General features: G+C 74.0%; 14 protein-coding genes. 9 read left to right on the plus strand and 5 right to left on the minus strand.

The genetic code is table 11. The annotated features are described in order from the left end of the window. Positions 1-78: 78 nt before the first annotated feature. Positions 79-1,287: a UbiA family prenyltransferase gene (locus ACQPZZ_RS24110; RefSeq protein ID WP_432922292.1), complete on the minus strand. Its 1,209-nt coding sequence runs from the start codon at positions 1,285-1,287 to the stop codon at positions 79-81. Positions 1,288-1,404: 117 nt separating this feature from the next. On the opposite strand from ACQPZZ_RS24110, the gene ACQPZZ_RS24115 reads away from it, so the two are divergent. From ACQPZZ_RS24115 to ACQPZZ_RS24155, 9 genes are all read left to right on the plus strand, one after another. Beyond that, a complete protein-coding gene (locus ACQPZZ_RS24115) occupies positions 1,405-2,472 on the plus strand; it encodes a type III polyketide synthase (RefSeq protein ID WP_432922295.1) in 1,068 nt (355 codons plus the stop codon). Positions 2,473-2,511: 39 nt separating this feature from the next. Then, positions 2,512-3,099, plus strand: coding sequence for an isoprenylcysteine carboxyl methyltransferase family protein (locus tag ACQPZZ_RS24120; protein ID WP_432922298.1), 588 nt, complete (start codon positions 2,512-2,514; stop codon positions 3,097-3,099). Continuing rightward, positions 3,096-4,232 (plus strand): NAD(P)/FAD-dependent oxidoreductase, encoded by a 1,137-nt coding sequence (locus tag ACQPZZ_RS24125; RefSeq protein WP_432922301.1) that lies wholly within the window; start codon positions 3,096-3,098, stop codon positions 4,230-4,232. Before ACQPZZ_RS24120 ends, ACQPZZ_RS24125 begins: the two co-directional genes overlap by 4 nt. A 234-nt stretch (positions 4,233-4,466) precedes the next feature. Further along, a complete protein-coding gene (locus ACQPZZ_RS24130; protein WP_432922304.1) occupies positions 4,467-5,189 on the plus strand; it encodes a sensor histidine kinase in 723 nt (240 codons plus the stop codon). 481 nt (positions 5,190-5,670) lie between these two features. Continuing rightward, positions 5,671-8,286, plus strand: a complete 2,616-nt coding sequence (gene lanKC / locus ACQPZZ_RS24135) for a class III lanthionine synthetase LanKC (protein WP_432922307.1) — start codon at positions 5,671-5,673, stop codon at positions 8,284-8,286. Between the two features lie 6 nt (positions 8,287-8,292). Continuing rightward, entirely contained in the window at positions 8,293-8,418 is a 126-nt protein-coding gene (locus tag ACQPZZ_RS24140) for a SapB/AmfS family lanthipeptide (protein WP_357045027.1), read from the plus strand. Positions 8,419-8,479: 61 nt separating this feature from the next. Then, entirely contained in the window at positions 8,480-8,614 is a 135-nt protein-coding gene (locus ACQPZZ_RS24145; protein ID WP_363641186.1) for a SapB/AmfS family lanthipeptide, read from the plus strand. A gap of 101 nt (positions 8,615-8,715) precedes the next feature. Further along, positions 8,716-10,686 carry an ABC transporter ATP-binding protein gene (locus ACQPZZ_RS24150; RefSeq protein ID WP_432922312.1) on the plus strand — a complete coding sequence of 657 codons (1,971 nt, stop codon included), beginning with the start codon at positions 8,716-8,718 and terminating at the stop codon, positions 10,684-10,686. Continuing rightward, entirely contained in the window at positions 10,683-12,572 is a 1,890-nt protein-coding gene (locus ACQPZZ_RS24155) for an ATP-binding cassette domain-containing protein (RefSeq protein ID WP_432922316.1), read from the plus strand. The genes ACQPZZ_RS24150 and ACQPZZ_RS24155 overlap by 4 nt, the downstream gene beginning before the upstream one ends. Here ACQPZZ_RS24155 and ACQPZZ_RS24160 read toward each other — a convergent pair. The 4 genes from ACQPZZ_RS24160 to ACQPZZ_RS24175 form a co-directional block, all read right to left on the minus strand. Next, positions 12,474-13,130 (minus strand): response regulator transcription factor, encoded by a 657-nt coding sequence (locus ACQPZZ_RS24160; protein WP_363641180.1) that lies wholly within the window; start codon positions 13,128-13,130, stop codon positions 12,474-12,476. The two genes, ACQPZZ_RS24155 and ACQPZZ_RS24160, sit on opposite strands and share 99 nt — an antisense overlap. 186 nt (positions 13,131-13,316) lie before the next feature. After that, positions 13,317-14,156: a hypothetical protein gene (locus tag ACQPZZ_RS24165; protein WP_432922319.1), complete on the minus strand. Its 840-nt coding sequence runs from the start codon at positions 14,154-14,156 to the stop codon at positions 13,317-13,319. A gap of 172 nt (positions 14,157-14,328) precedes the next feature. Next, on the minus strand, positions 14,329-15,300 hold the full coding sequence (locus tag ACQPZZ_RS24170) for a hypothetical protein (protein ID WP_432922322.1): 972 nt from the start codon (positions 15,298-15,300) through the stop codon (positions 14,329-14,331). Positions 15,301-15,379: 79 nt separating this feature from the next. Beyond that, positions 15,380-17,221 (minus strand): AMP-dependent synthetase/ligase, encoded by a 1,842-nt coding sequence (locus ACQPZZ_RS24175; protein WP_432922325.1) that lies wholly within the window; start codon positions 17,219-17,221, stop codon positions 15,380-15,382. Positions 17,222-17,353: the final 132 nt, after the last annotated feature.

The raw sequence follows: 17,353 nt of genomic DNA on the forward strand, positions 1-17,353 counted from the left end.
GCGACGCCGGCTCAGGCCGCGCATCAGGTTACGGATCAGGTTACGGATCAGGCCACCTCGGGCCGTGGCTCAGGTGGCTCAGGCGGTGAAGGCGCCCGGCGTGACCGCGAGCAGCAGGACGTCGATCCCGGCGGCGCCGACGGCGGCGACGAAGGGCGCCGCGGGCACGCGCCGGCCGAGCAGCAGACCGGCCGCGGCGCACACGGCCACCCCGGCGAGCGCGAGCCATCCGCCCGCGCGGGCCGGTCCCGGAGGGGCCACCACCAGCAGCGCGGACGCGGCCAGCAACGGCAGCGGCAGGAGAACCCGCACCCGGGCGGGGCCGAGGCGCTGCGGCCAGCCCCGCACGCCCGTGGCGACGTCCGTCTCGATGTCGGGAAGCACGTTGGCGAGATGTGCCGCGCAGCCGAGCAGCCCGGCTGCGAGCACGGCCCACCAGGCCGGCAGCGGGGCCGGCAGAAGGTCCGGCGGGGAGGCGGGCGGAGAGACGGACAGGGCACGGCCTGGCATCCCGGCCGCCACGAACACCGGCACGGCGCCGAACCCTGCGGCGTACGGCGCCCACGAGGCGGCCGTGCCCTTGAGCCACAGGTTGTAGGCCCAGGCCGCGGCCACGGCGACCAGGTGCGTCGCCCCGGCCGTCACGCCGCAGGCCAGCGAGAGCGGCACGCAGGCCGCCAGCGCGGCGAACGCCGCGGCGCGCACCGTCCGCACGGTCACCAGTCCCGCGACGATCGGCTTGGCGGTCCGCTCCGCCGCGGCGTCTCTGGTGGCGTCCACCGCGTCGTTGCACCAGCCCACGGAGAGCTGGCCGGTCAGCACGGCGAGGGCCGCGAGCGCGGTCCCCGCCGGGCCCCACCCGGCGAGCGCCACGAGCGCCGCGACCAGGGTCGTCACCGCCGCGGTCGGGCCCGGGTGACACGCACGGGCCAGCCCGGCCACCGTCCGCGCCGCCGGGACCACCACCGGGACCACCACCGGGACCGCCCCCGGGGCCGCTGTCGGGACCGCTGTCGGGACCGCCGCCGGGGCCATCGGGGGGTGTCCGGCCGCCTCGTCGCCCGTGATGTCCGTGATGTCCGTGATGTCGGTGATGTCGGCAGAGGTGGGGTTCCCGAAACGCGGGCCGCGAACCGGCACCGCGACGCCCGGGCCGATTTCGGCCGCCTCGTCGCCCGTGATGTCGGCAGAGGTGGGGTTCCCGGGACGCGGGCCGCGAACCGGCACCGCGGCGCCCGGGCCGATTTCGGCCGCCGTGTCCTCGGGTGACGCCCCTGAGCCGGTCACGATCCCGAGCGTAACCGGACTTCGCGGATTAGGATCACGATCAGTCCCGTAAGGCTTGCAGCTCCCCCCAACGGGCAAGAGGGACTTGTCACGATTTCGCCAGCCTGAGGATGTGAGATGACGCGGATCGCGGCCGTCCATGGTGTCGTTCCCCCTCATCGCTATTCGCAGGCGGAGATCACGGACACCCTGGCGAGGGTCTGTCTTCCCCCGGGCGCCGACCGCCGGCTCCTCGACAGGTTGCACGCGAGTGCCCGGGTGGAGCACCGCAACCTGGTGCTGCCGCTCGACCAGTACGGCAAGCTCGACGGCTTCGGCACGGCCAACGACCTGTTCGTCGAGGCCGCGCTCGACCTGGGCGCGCAGGCCGTCACCAGGGCGCTGGAGGCGGCCGGCCTCACCCCCGCGGACGTCGACATGATCATGTGTACGTCGGTCACCGGCGTCGCCGCGCCGTCGCTGGACGCCCGGCTGGTCAACCGCATCGGGCTGCGCCCGGACGTGAAGCGGGTGCCGGTGTTCGGCCTCGGGTGCGTCGCGGGAGCGGCGGGGATCGCCCGGCTGCACGACTACCTGCGCGGCTGGCCCGGCCACGTGGCCGTGCTGCTGTCGGTCGAACTGTGCTCCCTCACCCTGCAACGGGACGACACCTCCACGGCCAACCTCGTGGCGGGCGCCCTGTTCGGGGACGGCGCCGCCGCCGTGGTCGCGTACGGGGACGACCGCGAGCCGCCCGGGGCGGACGGAGCGGCGGGGCCCGAGGTCGTCTCGACGCGCAGCCACCTCTACCCGGACACCGAACGCGTGATGGGCTGGGACGTCCGCGACGGCGGCTTCCGGGTGGTGCTGGACGCCAAGGTGCCCGACGTGGTCCGCGCGTACCTCGGCGACGACGTGCACGGATTCCTCGCCGATCACGGCCTGACCACCGGCGACGTCACCGCCTGGGTCTGCCACCCCGGCGGCCCCAAGGTGCTGGAGGCCGTCGCGGAGACGCTCGCGCTTCCCGACGGCGCGCTCGACCTCACCTGGGGATCGCTGGCCGCCAACGGCAACCTGTCGTCCGCCTCGGTGCTGCACGTGCTGCGCGACACCCTCGCCCTGCGGCCGCCGCCGGGCACACCGGGTCTGCTGCTGGCCATGGGCCCGGGCTTCTGCTCCGAACTCGTCCTGCTCAACTGGTGAAGCGGCCGGCGGGAAGCCGGTGAGGAGGGAGAGGGACGGATGTCGTCCTGGCCCGTGTCGTTCTGGCCCGTGTCGTTCTGGTACGTGCTGCTCATCGCGCTCGTCGCGGTGGAGCGCCTCGCCGAGCTCCTCGTCGCGCGCCGCAACGCCCGCTGGAGCCTCGACCGGGGCGGCGTGGTGTACGGCAGGGGCCACTATCCCTGGATGGTCGCCCTGCACAGCGGCCTGCTGGCCGGATGCCTGCTCGAGGTGTGGCTGGCGGACCGGCCGTTCCTCCCGGGCCTGGGCTGGCCGATGCTCGGACTGGTCCTGGCCGCGCAGGCGCTGCGCTGGTGGTGCGTCACGACGCTCGGCCCGCAGTGGAACACCCAGGTCATCGTCGTGCCCGGCATGCCGCTCGTGACCCGCGGGCCGTACCGGTTCGGATGGCTGCGCCACCCCAACTACGTCGCCGTGGCGGTGGAGGGCGCGGCGCTGCCGCTCGTGCACTCCGCCTGGCTGACCGCGCTGGCCTTCACCCTGCTCAACGTGCCTCTCATGGCCGTGCGCCTGCGCTGCGAGAACGCCGCCCTGGCCGCCGCCCCCGCGCACGCCGGGCCCGGCGCCGGGACGGGGACCGCGGCGTGATCGACGTGCTGGTGGCCGGCGGCGGGCCCGCCGGGCTGGCCACCGCGATCCACGCGGCGCTGGCCGGCATGGAGGCGGTGGTGATCGAACCGCGGCCCGGCCCGGTCGACAAGGCGTGCGGGGAGGGCCTGATGCCCACCGGCGCCGCCGCCCTGGCGGAGCTCGGGGTGGCGGCGCCGGAGGGCAGGCCGTTTCGCGGCATCCGTTACGTGGACGGGCGGCACCGGGTGCAGGCGGAGTTCCGCGACGGCACCGGGCTGGGCGTGCGCCGGACGGCCCTGCACGCCGCGCTCGCCCTCCGCGCGCGGGAGCTCGGCGTCCGCGTCGTGCCCGGCAGGGTGGACGCCGTGCGCGCCACCGGCGAGCGCGTACGCGCCCGCGTGACGACCCGGCGGGAACCGGACGGGCCGGAACCGTACGAGCGGGAACCCTGCGGTCCCGAACCCTGCCGTCCCGAACCCTGCCGTCCCCAACCCCGCCGGCCGGAACTGGACGCGCCCGAACTGGACGCGCGGTGGCTGGTCGCGGCCGACGGGCTGCACTCGCCGATCCGGGCGCGGCTCGGGCTGGACCTGCCGTCCGGCGGCCCGCGCAGATACGGCCTGCGCCGCCACTACCGGGTCGCGCCGTGGACGGACTTCGTGGAGGTGCACTGGGCCCCCGGCGGCGAGGCGTATGTCACGCCGGTGGGCGACGACCTGGTCGGCGTGGCCGTGCTCAGCAGCGAGCGGCGGCCCTACGACGAGCACCTGGCGCGGTTCCCCGGCCTGCTCGCCCGGCTGGGCGGCCCGCCCGCCACCCCCGTGCGCGGGGCCGGGCCGCTGCGCCAGCGGGTGCGGCGGCGGGTGGCCGGGCGGGTGCTGCTCGTCGGCGACGCGGCGGGTTACGTGGACGCGCTCACCGGCGAGGGGATCTCGCTCGCGCTGCTGTCGGCCCGCGCGCTGGTCGGGTGTCTGCGGGCCGGCCGCCCCGAGGAGTACGAGACCGCATGGCGGCGGCTGTCGTGGCGTTCCCGGCTGCTGACGGCCGCGCTCGTGCGGGCCCGGCGGCATCCCTCCGCGGCCCGGATGATCGTGCCCGCCGCGCGGCGCCTGCCCGCGGTGTTCGGGGCGGCGGTGCGGTCGCTCGCCTGAGCCCCTACGCCTCCCGTCGTGAAGCGGGCACGGCGTCGGGAAATTGTTACATCCGGATTCACAGTTGATGAACGCCCGTTTTTAGGGCCATCCGGAGATCCTATACACACTGGTAATAGAACCTAATTTAATATGAATGGACTGGCCATATTTCCTGATCGGTATGCAATGATCTGACGTGTGTACCGAATGGCGAGGCCGATGTTACGGCAAGGATGACTGGAGGGTCGTTACTTGCCCCACTTGCCGCACATCGTCCTGCTCGCCCTGCTCGCTCTCCTCGGTACGCTCCTGATCGCCGCGTTGCTGGTCCTCGCGGTCCGTCTGCGCCGGCTGCGCGTCATGCAGGCCGAGGCCGTACGGCAGGCGGCGGCAGAAGCCCGTGAGCAGTTCGGCCGCGACGTGCACGACCTCGTGAGCAGCCGCCTGTGGCTGGCCACCTTGCGCAGCGAACTCGCCTACCGCCTCGCGGACGACGACAGCCCGCTGCGGCCGGCGCTGGCCGACGTGGTGCAGTCGATCCGCCAGGCGTCCGCCGACATCCGCAACGTGACCCGCTCCTTCCGGGACGTCTCGCTCGCCTCTGAGCTGGCCAACGCCCGCGCCGTGCTCCGGGCGTACGGAACAGACTGCAAGATCGAAACAGCCGACGCCGAGCTGGGCGACGAGGTGAGCGCCGTCCTCGCGATCATGGTCCGGGAGGCGGTGACCAACGTCCTGCGTCACAGCAGGGCGACCCTGTGCACGATCGAGATCGTCGTGCGGGGCGGCGTCGCGACACTCACCGTCGCCAACGACGGCGTCGACCCCACCGCGCCGCCCGGCGACGGCACCGGCCTGGGCAACCTGCGCAAGCGGGCGGCAGCGCTCAACGGCATGGTGGGAACGGTCCTCGACCCCGACGGCTGGTTCCGCCTCGTCGCCGAGATTCCCCGCAGGGGCGGCGACCGCCGCTGACCCCGGCCGCCGTCGCGCCGGACCGGCGAAGGCCGCCCCGGGCCCGGTCTTTCCGTTCCCCCGCGTCGCCGGGGCCCGCCGTGCCCGGCATGGCCCCTGGACCGCGAACTCCCGGCCGCGGGGACCACCTCGCCCATCCCGGCCGGCTCACGCCGGGGTCGCCCGGCCAGGGCGGCGAGGCGCCCCGACACCCCTCCCCGCGCTTCGAGCGCCGGCCGCGCATCACCCAATCCCCTGCGCGCGCACCCGCCACCTCCCCCGCCGGTCGCGGCCCTTACCGCCGCCGCGGCCTTTGACCAGTCACTTGACCGAATACCTCGCTTGGAACCCCAGATTTGGCCGTCAACGGCATCACCATCGACCCATGACTGCGTCACGGTTCGTTATATGCGGATTTCACATAGCGCAGTTGACGGGCGTAACTAGGCCCTTCTCTTCATTTCCGGAATTCTTTGATGTGACCGGCCTAAGGGGACATCTGGTGATTAGTAAGTATGAGATTTACTGCCTCGCAGATCCCTTCTTCTACGACACCCTCGACGCCAAGCGCGCGGAGCATCCCGACTTCGCCATCGCCGCCCGGCCCACGCCCGACGGATGGGCGCACCTCGCGGGCGAGACCTGGCTGCACTACGCACCGGCCGGCGCGAAGCTGCCCACACAGGGATGGAAGATCCACATCTCCTCCTCCGTGCCGGAGGCGGAGCGGGTGATCGCGGCGGCCTGGGACTACTGCGTGCCCCGCGGGCTGGCCTTCAAGTTCCTGCGCGGCCGGCGCGTGATGACGATGCAGAACTCCAAGTACGCCTTCCGCGGGTCGAGCGGCAAGCTGGTCACCATCTATCCCGTGGACGAGGCCCAGCTCGAGCTGACGCTCAAGGAGCTCGCCGAGATCCTCGACGGCGTCGCGGGCCCGTACATCCTCAGCGACCTGCGTTACGGCGAAGGGCCCCTGTTCGTCCGGTACGGCGGGTTCGCCGAGCGCCACTGCCTCGACGAGAACGGCGAGCGGGTGCTCGCCATCGAGGACGCCGACGGCACGCTCGTCCCCGACGTGCGCGACCCCGCGTTCTCCCTGCCCTCCTGGGTGCCCCTGCCGGCGTTCCTCGAACCGCACCTGGCCGCGCGCAACGCGGTGACGCTCGAAGGCGTGCCGTACGCGGTCGACAGCGTCCTGCACTTCTCGAACGGCGGCGGCGTGTATCTCGGGCGCGACAAGCGCACCGGCGAGAAGGTGGTGCTGAAGGAGGCCCGCCCGCACGCCGGGCTCGACGTCGAGGGACGCGACGCGGTGACCCGGCTGCGGCACGAGGCCGCCATCCTGGAGCGCCTGGCCGGCCTGGACGCCGTGCCCGCCCTGCACGACTACTTCACCGTCGGCGAGCACCATTTCCTGGTCCAGGAACACATAGACGGCACCTCGCTCAGCCAGCTCATCGCCCAGAAGCACCCTCTCACGCGGGCCGACCGCACCCCGGAGACGGACGCGGACTACACCGAGTGGGCCGTCGGGATGCTCGCCAAGGTGCGGGCGGCACTGTCGGCCCTGCACGAGCGCGGCGTGGTGTTCGGCGACCTGCACCCCTTCAACATCCTCGTCGAGGACGAGCGCGTGGTGCTGATCGACTTCGAGGTCTCCTCACCGGTCGAGGAGCGCAGACGGCCCACGCTCGCCAACCCCGGTTTCGTGCCGCCGCGCGAGCTCGCCGGCGTCGAGGCGGACGAGTACGCGCTGGCCTGCCTGCATCTCGGGGTGTTCGCCCCGATGACCACCATGCTGCTGCAACTGCACCGGCCCAAGGCCGCCCAGCTCGGCCGGCTCGTCATCGAGACGTTCCCCGTGCCCCCCGCGCTGATCGAGGACGCCGTACGGACGATCCTCGGGCAGAACGCGTCCGCGCCGCAGCCGAGCCGGCTCCCGCGGCCGGGCCGTTCGCGGGAGGGCTGGCCCGACGTGCGGGAGGCGCTGACGACGGCGATCCTCGCCTCGGCGACGCCCGATCGCGAGGACCGGCTGTTCCCCGGCGACATCGTGCAGTTCGAGCCCGGCGGCGGGGTGAGCCTCGCCAACGGCGCGGCGGGCGTCCTGTACGCACTGGCCGCGACCGGGGCCGGGCGCTTCCCGGAGCACGAGGAATGGCTGCTCAGGCAGGCCGCCAAGCCCGGTATCGGGCCCGGCTTCTACAACGGCCTCCACGGCGTGGCGTACGCGCTGGACGCGCTCGGCCGCCGCGAGGACGCGCTCGACGTGGCCGAGCGGTGCGCGCGGGAGTCGTGGGAAGGGCTGGACCTCAGCCTCTACCGGGGCCTGTCCGGCGTCGCCCTCGCCCTGATGCACCTGCACGACGGGACCGGCGAGCCCCGGTTCCGCGAGCGGGCCGCGCGCCTCGTGACGGAGGTCGCCGACCGGCTCGGAGGCCCGGACGACGTCCCCGAGATCAGCGGCGGCAGGTACCCGCACGCGGGGCTGATGTACGGCTCGTCGGGACCCGCCCTGATGTTCCTGCACGCCTATGAGCGCACCGGCGACCCCGGGCTGCTCGACCTCGCGGCCACCGCACTGCGGCAGGACCTGCGCCGGTGCGTCGGCCGCGAGGACGGCCAGCTCCAGGTGCAGCAGGGCTGGCGGACCAACCCCTACCTCGACGAGGGGTCGGCCGGCATCGGCCTGGTGCTGGACCGCTACCTCGCCCACCGGCACGACGAGGTCTTCGCCGAGTCGCTGGCCGCCATCCGGCCGGTCACGACGCTGCACTACTACGTCCAGCCGGGGCTGTTCGCGGGCCGGGCCGGCATGATCGCCTGCCTGTCGTCCGGCTCCCGCCCCGACCCCGCGGCCGCCGCGGCGCAGATCGCCCGGCTGGCCTGGCACGAGCTTCCCCACCAGGGCGGGCTGGCCTTCCCCGGAGCGCAGTTGCTCCGCATGTCCATGGACCTCGCCACAGGGAGCGCCGGCGTGCTGCTCGCGCTCGGCACCGCGCTGCACGACGAGCCGGTCGGCCTCCCGTTCCTCGAGCCCCCCGGACGGTCCCAGGCGCAGGGGCCCCTGCGCACCGCCGCCGGGTCATCCGTCCCGACCAGCCCCGTAAGGAGGTGAACGCACATGGCGCTCCTCGACCTGCAGACCCTCGAGGCCCCCGGTGGCCACGGCGGTGGCGGCGGCAGCAACCTGAGCCTGCTCGGGTGCACCCCGCACGAGAACAGCAGCCTCAGCCTCATCTGCGGCTGACGGACCCTCCGGTGAACACGAACTTCAGCCTTATCCCGGCTGACGACACTCATACAAGGAGATGATCGAAATGGCGCTTCTCGACCTGCAGACCCTCGAGGCCCCCGGTGGCCACGGCGGTGGCGGCGGCAGCAACCTGAGCCTGCTGGGCTGCACCCCGCACGAGAACAGCAGCCTCAGCCTCATCTGCGGCTGATAGCACGCTGAGGGAGTCCTGGGCGGTCGTCGCGGCCGCCCAGGCTTCCGCGTTTCCGGCGCCGTCCCGCCCTGCCCCCGACCTCGCTTATGGAGGACCACGTGAGCTCTCGTCCGGCGGACCTGCTGATCGCGCGGGCCGTACGGCGCGGCGGCCCCTGGCTCGCGGCGCTGAGCGCGGCGGCGTTGCTGGGCGCCGCGGCCGACCTGCTGCTCCCCGCGGCGCTCGGCGGCGCGGTCGACGCCGTGGTGCGGACCCAGGCGCGGGCCGCGGAGGGGGCACAGGCCGGCGCCGGGCCCACCGGTCCGCTCACCGGGCCACTCACCGGGCCACTCACCGGGCCGCTCACCGGGCCACTCACCGGGCCGCTCACCGGGCCGCTCACCGCAGCCGCGCTGCTGGTCGCGCTGATCGTCGCGTGTGACGCGCTGCGCGTGCTCGCGGCCGGTGTGAGCGGTGCGCGGGCCGCGCAGTGGCTGCGCTCCCGGGTCGTGGCCCACACCCTGTCCGTCGGCGCCGGCATGACCCGCCACTTCACGCCGGGTGAGATCGTCACCCGGGCCGGGGTGAACGTGGAGGAGGCCGGGCGAACCCCCGAGGCCGTGGTCACGGCCGCGACCCTGATCATCCCGGCGGCGGGCAGCGTCGTCGCCCTCGCGCTGATCGACCCGTGGCTCGCGGTCACGCTGGTGGCCGGGCTCCTGCTGATCGTGGCCGTGCTGCGCGCGTTCATGCGCAGGACCACCGCGGCCTCCGGCGGCTACCAGCAGGCCCAGGGGGAGATCGCGGCCATGCTCGTCGGCGCCCTGGCCGGGGCCCGCACCATCACCGCGGCCGGGACCGAGGACCGGGAGGCCGCGCGCGTGCTCGCCCCGCTCCCCCGCCTGAGTGCTCACGGCATGGCGCTGTGGCGGCTGCAGGCGCGGGCCGGCGTCCAGGCCGCCGTCGTCGTCCCGCTCCTGGAGATCGCGGTGCTCGCCGTCGGCGGGCTGCGCCTGTCGGCCGGGGGCCTCACCGTCGGGGAGCTGCTCGCCGCCGCGCGCTACGTCGTGCTCGGCGCGGGCCTGGGGTCCGCGCTCGGGTACGCCGCCCGCATCGCCCGCGCCCGGTCGGCCGCCGGGCGCCTGGAGCAGTTGTTCACCGTGCCGCCCCCGGGATACGGGGACCGGCCGCTGCCACCGGGCCCGGGGGCCCTGGAACTGCGCGAGGTGACCGTACGGGTCGACGGCGCACGCGTGCTGAGCGGTGTCAGCCTGGTCGTGCCCGGCGGCACGTGCACGGCGATCGTGGGCCGGTCGGGCTCGGGCAAGTCGTCGCTGGCCGCCGTCGCCGGCCGGCTCGTCGACCCCGAACGCGGCGCCGTCCTGCTGGACGGCGTGCCCCTGCGGGAGATCGGCAGGGAGCCGCTGCGACGGGCGGTCGGGTACGCCTTCGAGCGGCCCGCGTTGTTCGGCGAGACGCTGGGTGAGGCCGTCGCCTTCGGGCTCGCGGCGCCGGACGCGCCGCACCGGCCGCCCGCCCGCGACGGCCGGCCGCACGCCGGCCGCGCCCCAACCGCGTCGCCCGGGGACACGGTGCCAGCTGACACGGCACGGGCCGACACGGCGTCGGCTGACACGGTGCCAGCTGACACGGCACGGGCCGACACGGCGTCGGCTGACACGGCGTCGGCTGACACGGTGCGGGCGGCGGCGGCCGCGGCCTGCGCGGACGCCTTCATCCGGCGGCTGCCGCTCGGGTACGCCACCCCGGTCGGCGAGGCGCCGATGTCCGGGGGCGAGATCCAGCGGGTGGGCCTCGCCCGCGCGTTCGCGCAGGCCGGCCGGCTGCTGATCCTCGACGACGCCATGTCGAGCCTGGACACGGTGACCGAACGGCAGGTCGGGCGCGCGCTCACGGGGCGCCTGGCCGGTCACACCCGCCTGGTGGTGGCCCACCGGGTGGCGACAGCGGCGCAGGCCGACCAGGTCGTGTGGCTGGAGGACGGGCGTGTCCGAGCGACCGGCACACACGACCGGCTGTGGGAGGACCCCGCCTATCGGGCCGTCTTCCAGGCCGTGGAGGCGTCGTGAGACGCCGCACGCCCACGGCACCGCCGGCGGAAGAGGGCGAGCAGACCGTCGAGACGCGCGTGACGGCAGGCCCGGGGACCGGCGCGCGGACCGCCGCACGGGCGGACGCCCGGCGGGTGATCGCGAGCGCGCTGCTGCGCGAACCCTCCCGGTTGCTGTGGCTGGCCTGCTGGTCGCTGGCGGAGGCCCTGCCCGCGCTGACCGGCGGATACGCGATCGCGCGGGCGGTGGACGACGGCTTCGCCGCGGGGCGGCCCGGCGCCGGCCTGCTGTGGCTGGGCGCGCTCGCCGCTGCGTGGGCGCCGGCCGCGGTGGCCGCCCGGCAGGTGCTGCTGCTCGTCGCCGGGATCGTCGAGCCGTTCCGCGACGAGCTGCTCCGGCGCGTGGTCACGGGGGCGCTGCGGGCCGGGCGGGGCGGCGACAGCTCGGCGGTCGCCCGGATGAACCATCAGGTCGAGCTGGCCAGGGACGCCCTGGGCGCGATCATCACGGTGGTCAGGACCTTCGTGTTCACGCTGGTGAGCGTGGCGGTGGGACTGATGACCCTGGCTCCCGAGGTCGTCCCGCTCGTGCTGGCGCCGGTGGCCCTTGGGCTCGGCCTGTTCCTCGTCTCCCTGCCCGCCCTGGCCCGCCGTCAGCGCGAGTTCATCGTGGCCGACGAGCGCACGGCCGCCGCGGTGGCGGCGATGGCGGGCGGCCTGCGCGATGTGACCGCCTGCGGCGGCGAGGCGCGCGTCGCGGCGAGCGTCGGGCGGGAGGTCTCCCGACAGGCGGCGGCCGCGCGGGCGCTCGCCCGGGTGACGGCGTCGCGGACGCTCTCGCTGGCGGTGGGCGCGTGGCTGCCGGTCGTGCTCCTGCTCGCGGGCGCGCCCTGGCTGGTGCGCCAGGGCGTCACCGGCGGGGTGATCCTCGGCTCGCTGACCTATGTGATGCAGTCGCTCGCCCCCGCGCTCGGCGGTCTCGTCCAGGGCCTCGGTGTCAGCGGGGTGCGCCTGGCCGTCACGCTGGAGCGCATCCTGTACGCGCCCGGCCCGCCGGTGCCGCACGGCGACCGTGATCCGGACGGGGTCCGCCTGGAGCTGCGCGGGGTGCGTTTCGCCTACGGAACGCGGCGGCACAAGGCCCCCGAGCCGGTGATCGACGGCCTGGACCTCGACGTGCCCGAGGGCGACCACCTGGCCGTCGTCGGTCCGAGCGGGATCGGCAAGTCCACGCTGGCCGCGCTCGTCGCCGGCCTGCTGACCCCGGACGACGGCGAGGTCCTGGTCGGCGGGGTCCCGGCCGCGCGCGTCCACCCGGCCGCCCGCGCGCTGATCCCCCAGGAGGCGTACGTCTTCCCCGGCACGTTGGCGGAGAACCTCACCTATCTCGCGCCGGGGACGCCTCCCGAGCGGGTGGACGAGGCGGTGGCGGCGTTCGGGCTCACGGAGCTCGCGCAGCGCACCGCGGGCGGACCGCTCGACCCGGCCGAGCTGTCGGCGGGCGAGCGGCAGCTCGTCGCGCTGGCCAGGACCTATCTGTCCCCCGCCCGGCTGGTCGTGCTAGACGAGTCGACCTGCCATCTCGACCCCGCGGCGGAGGCGCGGGCGGAGGCGGCGTTCGCGGCCAGGTCAGGCACGGTGATCGTGGTGGCCCATCGGATCTCCTCGGCCCTGCGGGCCCGGCGGGTGCTGGTCATGGACGGCACCCATGTCCTGGTCGGCACGCACGAGGAGATGGTCGCCGCCTCCCCCCTGTACGCCGACCTGGTGGGCCACTGGGAGGGCCGCTGGGAGGGCCCGGAGGGACTACCGGCGGGGGCGGTAGCGCAGGATGCCGATGTCGCGGCCGGCGGCGGGCCACAGCCAGCCGCACTCGGAGGCGATCTGGATCGCCTCGACGCGTGAGCGGGCGCCGACCTTGGTGAGGATGCGGGACAGGTAGTTGCGGACCGTGCCCCGCGACAGCGACAGCCGGTCGGCGATCTCGCCGACGGTGGCGCCGCGGGCCGCGGTCTCCAGGACGTCCAGCTCGCGGGCGGTCAGCGGGTTGCTGTCCGCGTCGAGCGCGGCCACCGCGAGTTCGGGGTCGATGACCCGCTCTCCCCCCGCCACCCGGCGGATGCAGTCCACGAGGTGGCTCGGCGAGGCGTCCTTCACGACGAAGCCGCGCACACCGGCGTCCAGCGCCTTGCGCAACGCCATCGGCGTCCCGAGCCCGGTGAGGACGACGGTCCTGCAGGAGGGTAATCGGCGGTGCAACTCGGCGGCGGCGGTGAGGCCGTCGACACCGGGCATCCCGATGTCGAGCACCGCGACGTCGGGACGCCGCAGGCAGCCGAGCCGGACGATGTCCTCGCCCTTGTCCGCCTCGGCCACCACATCGAGGTCGTCCTCGCTCGACAGCAGCGCGACCAGCGCCTTGCGGATGAGGTGCATGTCCTCGGCGAGCATCAGTCGGATCAAGCCAGACCCCCCTACACGCGGTGCGAGCGGGTGCTCGCCCTTGGTGACCGCGACGCTCCACTCACTATGAGGGTTCCGCGCGCACGCCGTGACCTCTCTACCCGAACTGTCACCTTTAATCAGGAACCGCGTCAGAGAAAGCCGGACGCCCGGCCCCCAACGGAGGCCGGGCGTCGACAGCCGGGTCTACCAGCGGTGCCAGACCTTCACGTAGTCGGTCGCCTCGGAACCCTTGAGGCCGCGGCTGCCGTCGAACCGCACCGCCCAGGTGCCGGACTTCCAGGCCCGGACCTTGGCGGCGAAGTCGCCGTCGCCCTCGGTCTCGACGGTGTCCACGTACTGCCAGCGGTGGGAGCCCGAGGACTGGAAGTAGACCTTCACGTCCTGCGAGCCCAGCCACTGCCAGCGGCCGTGGCCGTCGAACGCGACCTGCAGCCTGCCCTTGAGGAACAGCGTGCGGCCCTTGCGGACCGGGTTGGGCGTGGCGTCGAAGCCGGCGATGCGGGTCGCCTTCGGACCGGTCGGACGCGGCGAGTGCCACTCGTTGCGCTTCACCGTGAAGGACCGGTCGGCGGTGTACTTCTTGCCGTCGAGGCCGATCGCCTCGACGTGCACCCGGTAGGTGCCGGCCCGGTCGTTGTAGTCGAAGCTCCACGAACGCGACGCGTGGTCGAACTTCGGACCGTCGTGGCGGCCGTTCTTGCGCTTGCCGAACCAGTGGTCGCCGCCGTGGTCGCCACGACCCCGCGGACTCCACAGGTCGATGTCGACGCTCTGGACGTCCTTGGTCGTGACCCGGGCGGTGACCTGGGCGGACCGGCCCCTGCTCACCACGACCACGTTCGGGTCGACGTCGACCGACAGGATGCGCGGGTCGGGCGTGTAGGCCTTCCGGGCGTTGTCCGCATGGATGGAGTCAGTCCCGGGCGACGGCGAAGGCGCGACAGGGGCCGCATAGGCGGGCGCAGTCGCGAGCGCCGTGGCGCCCATGGCGACCGCTACCAGGGTGGTAGCGACTCGTTTCACCATGAGGGTAATTCCTCTCCCCGTTCAGGAACGCACCCCCGGTTTGGGGCGCGCCTACGTCATAGACGTCACAAGGGAGGGAAAAGTTGCCGGAACTTCTGAATAAAGAGGTTACAAAACGATAACTGTCTCTTATGTCTGGTTTACATCCCTATAGGGCATTAGTAGCGTTTTAGGCTTCTCGTTGCGGGCTGGCGTCGGCGGCGTAGCGGGACGTACCGGCATACGCGGCACGCCATGTGCCCTCGCCGTCCGCGCGGACCCGGGCGCTGAACCAGCCGTCCCTCCGGGTGACCGCCTCCCCGACGGTCCTCCACCGGGACGACCCGGCGGGGCGGAAGCAGATCCTGACCCGCTGCCCGGCGAAGGGCCGGTAGTCGACCCTCCCGACCGGATCCACCCGCAGCAGCGTCCCGGTGACGCGTACGCCGTCCCCGTCGCGCGTGACCTTGAGCCCCTCGATCTCGGTCGCCCGACGCAGGTTGAACTCCGTCCGGGCGACGGCCCGCTCGCCTCGCGCGTTCACCGCGGTCGCGGTGACCGTCCAGGGGCCGCTCGGGTACCACCGCGACAGCGGCTTGTCCGGCAGGAACCGCCAGGTCTCCCACTCCCCCGACGACTCACCCGGCCGGGCCGGCGAGATCCGCCGGGCCGGCCGCCCACGCGGCGGCGACGCGCTCACCACGCCGGGCATCACACGGGGCATCGCGCCGGACGCCAGCCCGCCCAGGCCCGGCAGCGGCACCGCGGGCAGGGCCGCGGGCACGGCGGCGGGCACGGCGGCGCCCGGGCTGACCGGTTCGGGGGAGACCGGGTCGGAGGGGACGGACGGCATCGGCACGGCGTCGCCGGGCGAGGGGGTGGCGTCCGGTTCGGGCTCCTTGCCGGGCTCCCCTCCGGGCCCGTCGCCTCCCGAGGGGGCCGAGGGGGCACGGCCGGGTTCCAGGACGACCGAGACGCGGTCCGCGCCGCGCGCCACCACGTCGACGACCAGCCGCACCGACCCGCTCGGGCCGACCACCGGGTCGGACGGGCGCACCTCGACGGAGCGGATGGCCAGGTCGCCGGAGGCGGGGGCCGGCGCGGCCGCCGCCGCCGTCGTCGCGGTCGCGAGGACCAGCGTCGCGAGCAGAGGTCTCATCATGCCCCGTGACCGTACGCACGCCCGCGGGCCGTCCCGCCCCCGACACACTCCCGGCTCGGTAAAAACCGTGTGCGGTGGATCAGCCGGTCGCGTACAGCTCCTCGAGCACCTCGGCGTACCTGCCGTGGACGACCCGGCGCTTGAGCTTGAGACTGGGCGTGAGCTCGTCGGTCTCGACCGTCCACTCGACGGGCAGCAGCCGCCACCGCTTGACCTGCTGCACCCGGGCGAGCTTGCGGTTGGCGGCCTCGACCGCCGCCTCGATCTCCCGGAGCACGTCCGGGTGCTCCGCCAGGTCGGCCGGCGAGCCGAAGGGGATGCCGCGCGCCCGCGCCCACTCGGGCGCCACCTCGCCGTCCAGGGTGAGGAGCGCCACCGGATAGGGCCGGCGGTCCCCGTACGCGAGAGCCTGCCCGATGAGCGGGTGCTCCGTCAGATGGCCTTCGATGACGGCCGGGGAGACGTTCTCCCCGCCCGAGGTGATGAACAGCTCCTTCTTCCGGTCGACGATGCGCACGAAGCCGTCCTCGTCGATCGACCCCACGTCGCCGGTGTGCAGCCAGCCGTCGGCGTCGAGGAGCTCGGCGGTCGCCTCGGGCAGGCCGAGGTAGCCCCGGGTGTTGAGCGGGCTGCGGGTGAGGATCTCACCGTCCTCGGCGATCCGCACCTCGACGCCCGGCTCGGCCCGGCCCACCGTGCCGAGCTTGAACACCTCCGGCGTGTTGACCGTGAAGGCGCCGGTCGTCTCGGTCATGCCGTACACGTCGATGACCTTCAGGCCGAGACCGGCGAAGAACCGCTGCACCTCGGCCGGCATCGGCGCGGCGGCGGTGGCGCACCAGCAGGCCCGGTCGAGCCCGATCAGGGCGCGGACCGTCGCCAGCAGCGCGGCGTCGGCCCGTTCGTACGCCTCCCGCACCTCGTCCGTGACCGTGTGGCCATATTGCAGCCCCTCGACGTAGGCGAGCCCGGCGGCCATGGCCGCGCGCACGCTCTCCTGCCGCTCGGGTGGCTGGCCGGCCAGCAGCGCCTGCAGCCGGGCCGTCATCTTCTCCCAGACGCGGGGGACGCCGAAGAACAGCACCGGGCGCACCTGGCCGAGCGTCGCGCCGAGGTTCGCCATGTCCGTGCAGAAGTAGACGTGGTTGACCTTGACCAGCGGCAGGTAGAGGCTCAGTACCCGCTCGGCGATGTGGGCGTAGGTGAGGTAGGAGATCTGCGTGCCGTGCATGGGCAGGTCGATCATCCGCTGGGTCGTGACGATCTCGAACAGCACGTTCGCGTGCGTCAGCGGGACGCCCTTGGGGGCGCCCGTCGTCCCCGAGGTGTACAGGACGGTCAGCGTGTCGCCGGGGGTCACGGCACGCCAGCGCTCGTCCACGGCGGCCGGGCCGGCCGCGAGCGCGTCGGCGCCGAGCTTCAGGAACGCCTCCCAGCTCAGGAAGCGTTCGTCGCCCTCGGGCGCGCCCTCCAGCATGATGATCCTCGTCAGCGCGGGCAGCTCGCCGAGGATCGGCTCCCAGCGGGCCAGGTCGGCCGGGCCGCCCAGCACCGCGACGCGCGCCCCGACGTCGCGGGCGACGTACGCGATCTGCTCCGGGGCGAAGGTGGCGTAGACGGAGCAGGGGACCGCGCCCGCGTGGACGGCCCCGAGGTCGGCCAGCACGTGCTCGCCGCGGTTGACCAGCATCAGCGCGACGGCGTCGCCCGGCCGCAGGCCCAGCGCGGCGTAACCCGCGGCGATCTCCAGCACCCTCGCGCGGGCCTCGGCGTAGGTCAGCGTCGTCCAGCCGTCACCGGCGGGATCGGAGTAGGCCGGCGCGTCCGGATGCTCCTGCGCGGCCCACCTGAGCTGCTCGCACACCGTCCTGCCCGCGATCTCCCGCTCGATCGCGGCCCGTTCCTCAAGTACGCCGGTCATCGCGCCTCCCGACGGGGCATCTCGCACGCGTGGCATGCATCGCACCACAGGAGATCACCGCGGACAAGACCCAAAGGGCGACGCGGGCGGCAAAGAGAAGAACCAGATGCCCGGCGTGCGGTCGTTGCCGTT

Source organism: Microbispora sp. CA-135349, assembly GCF_050947365.1.
In the GTDB taxonomy this organism is placed as follows: domain Bacteria; phylum Actinomycetota; class Actinomycetes; order Streptosporangiales; family Streptosporangiaceae; genus Microbispora.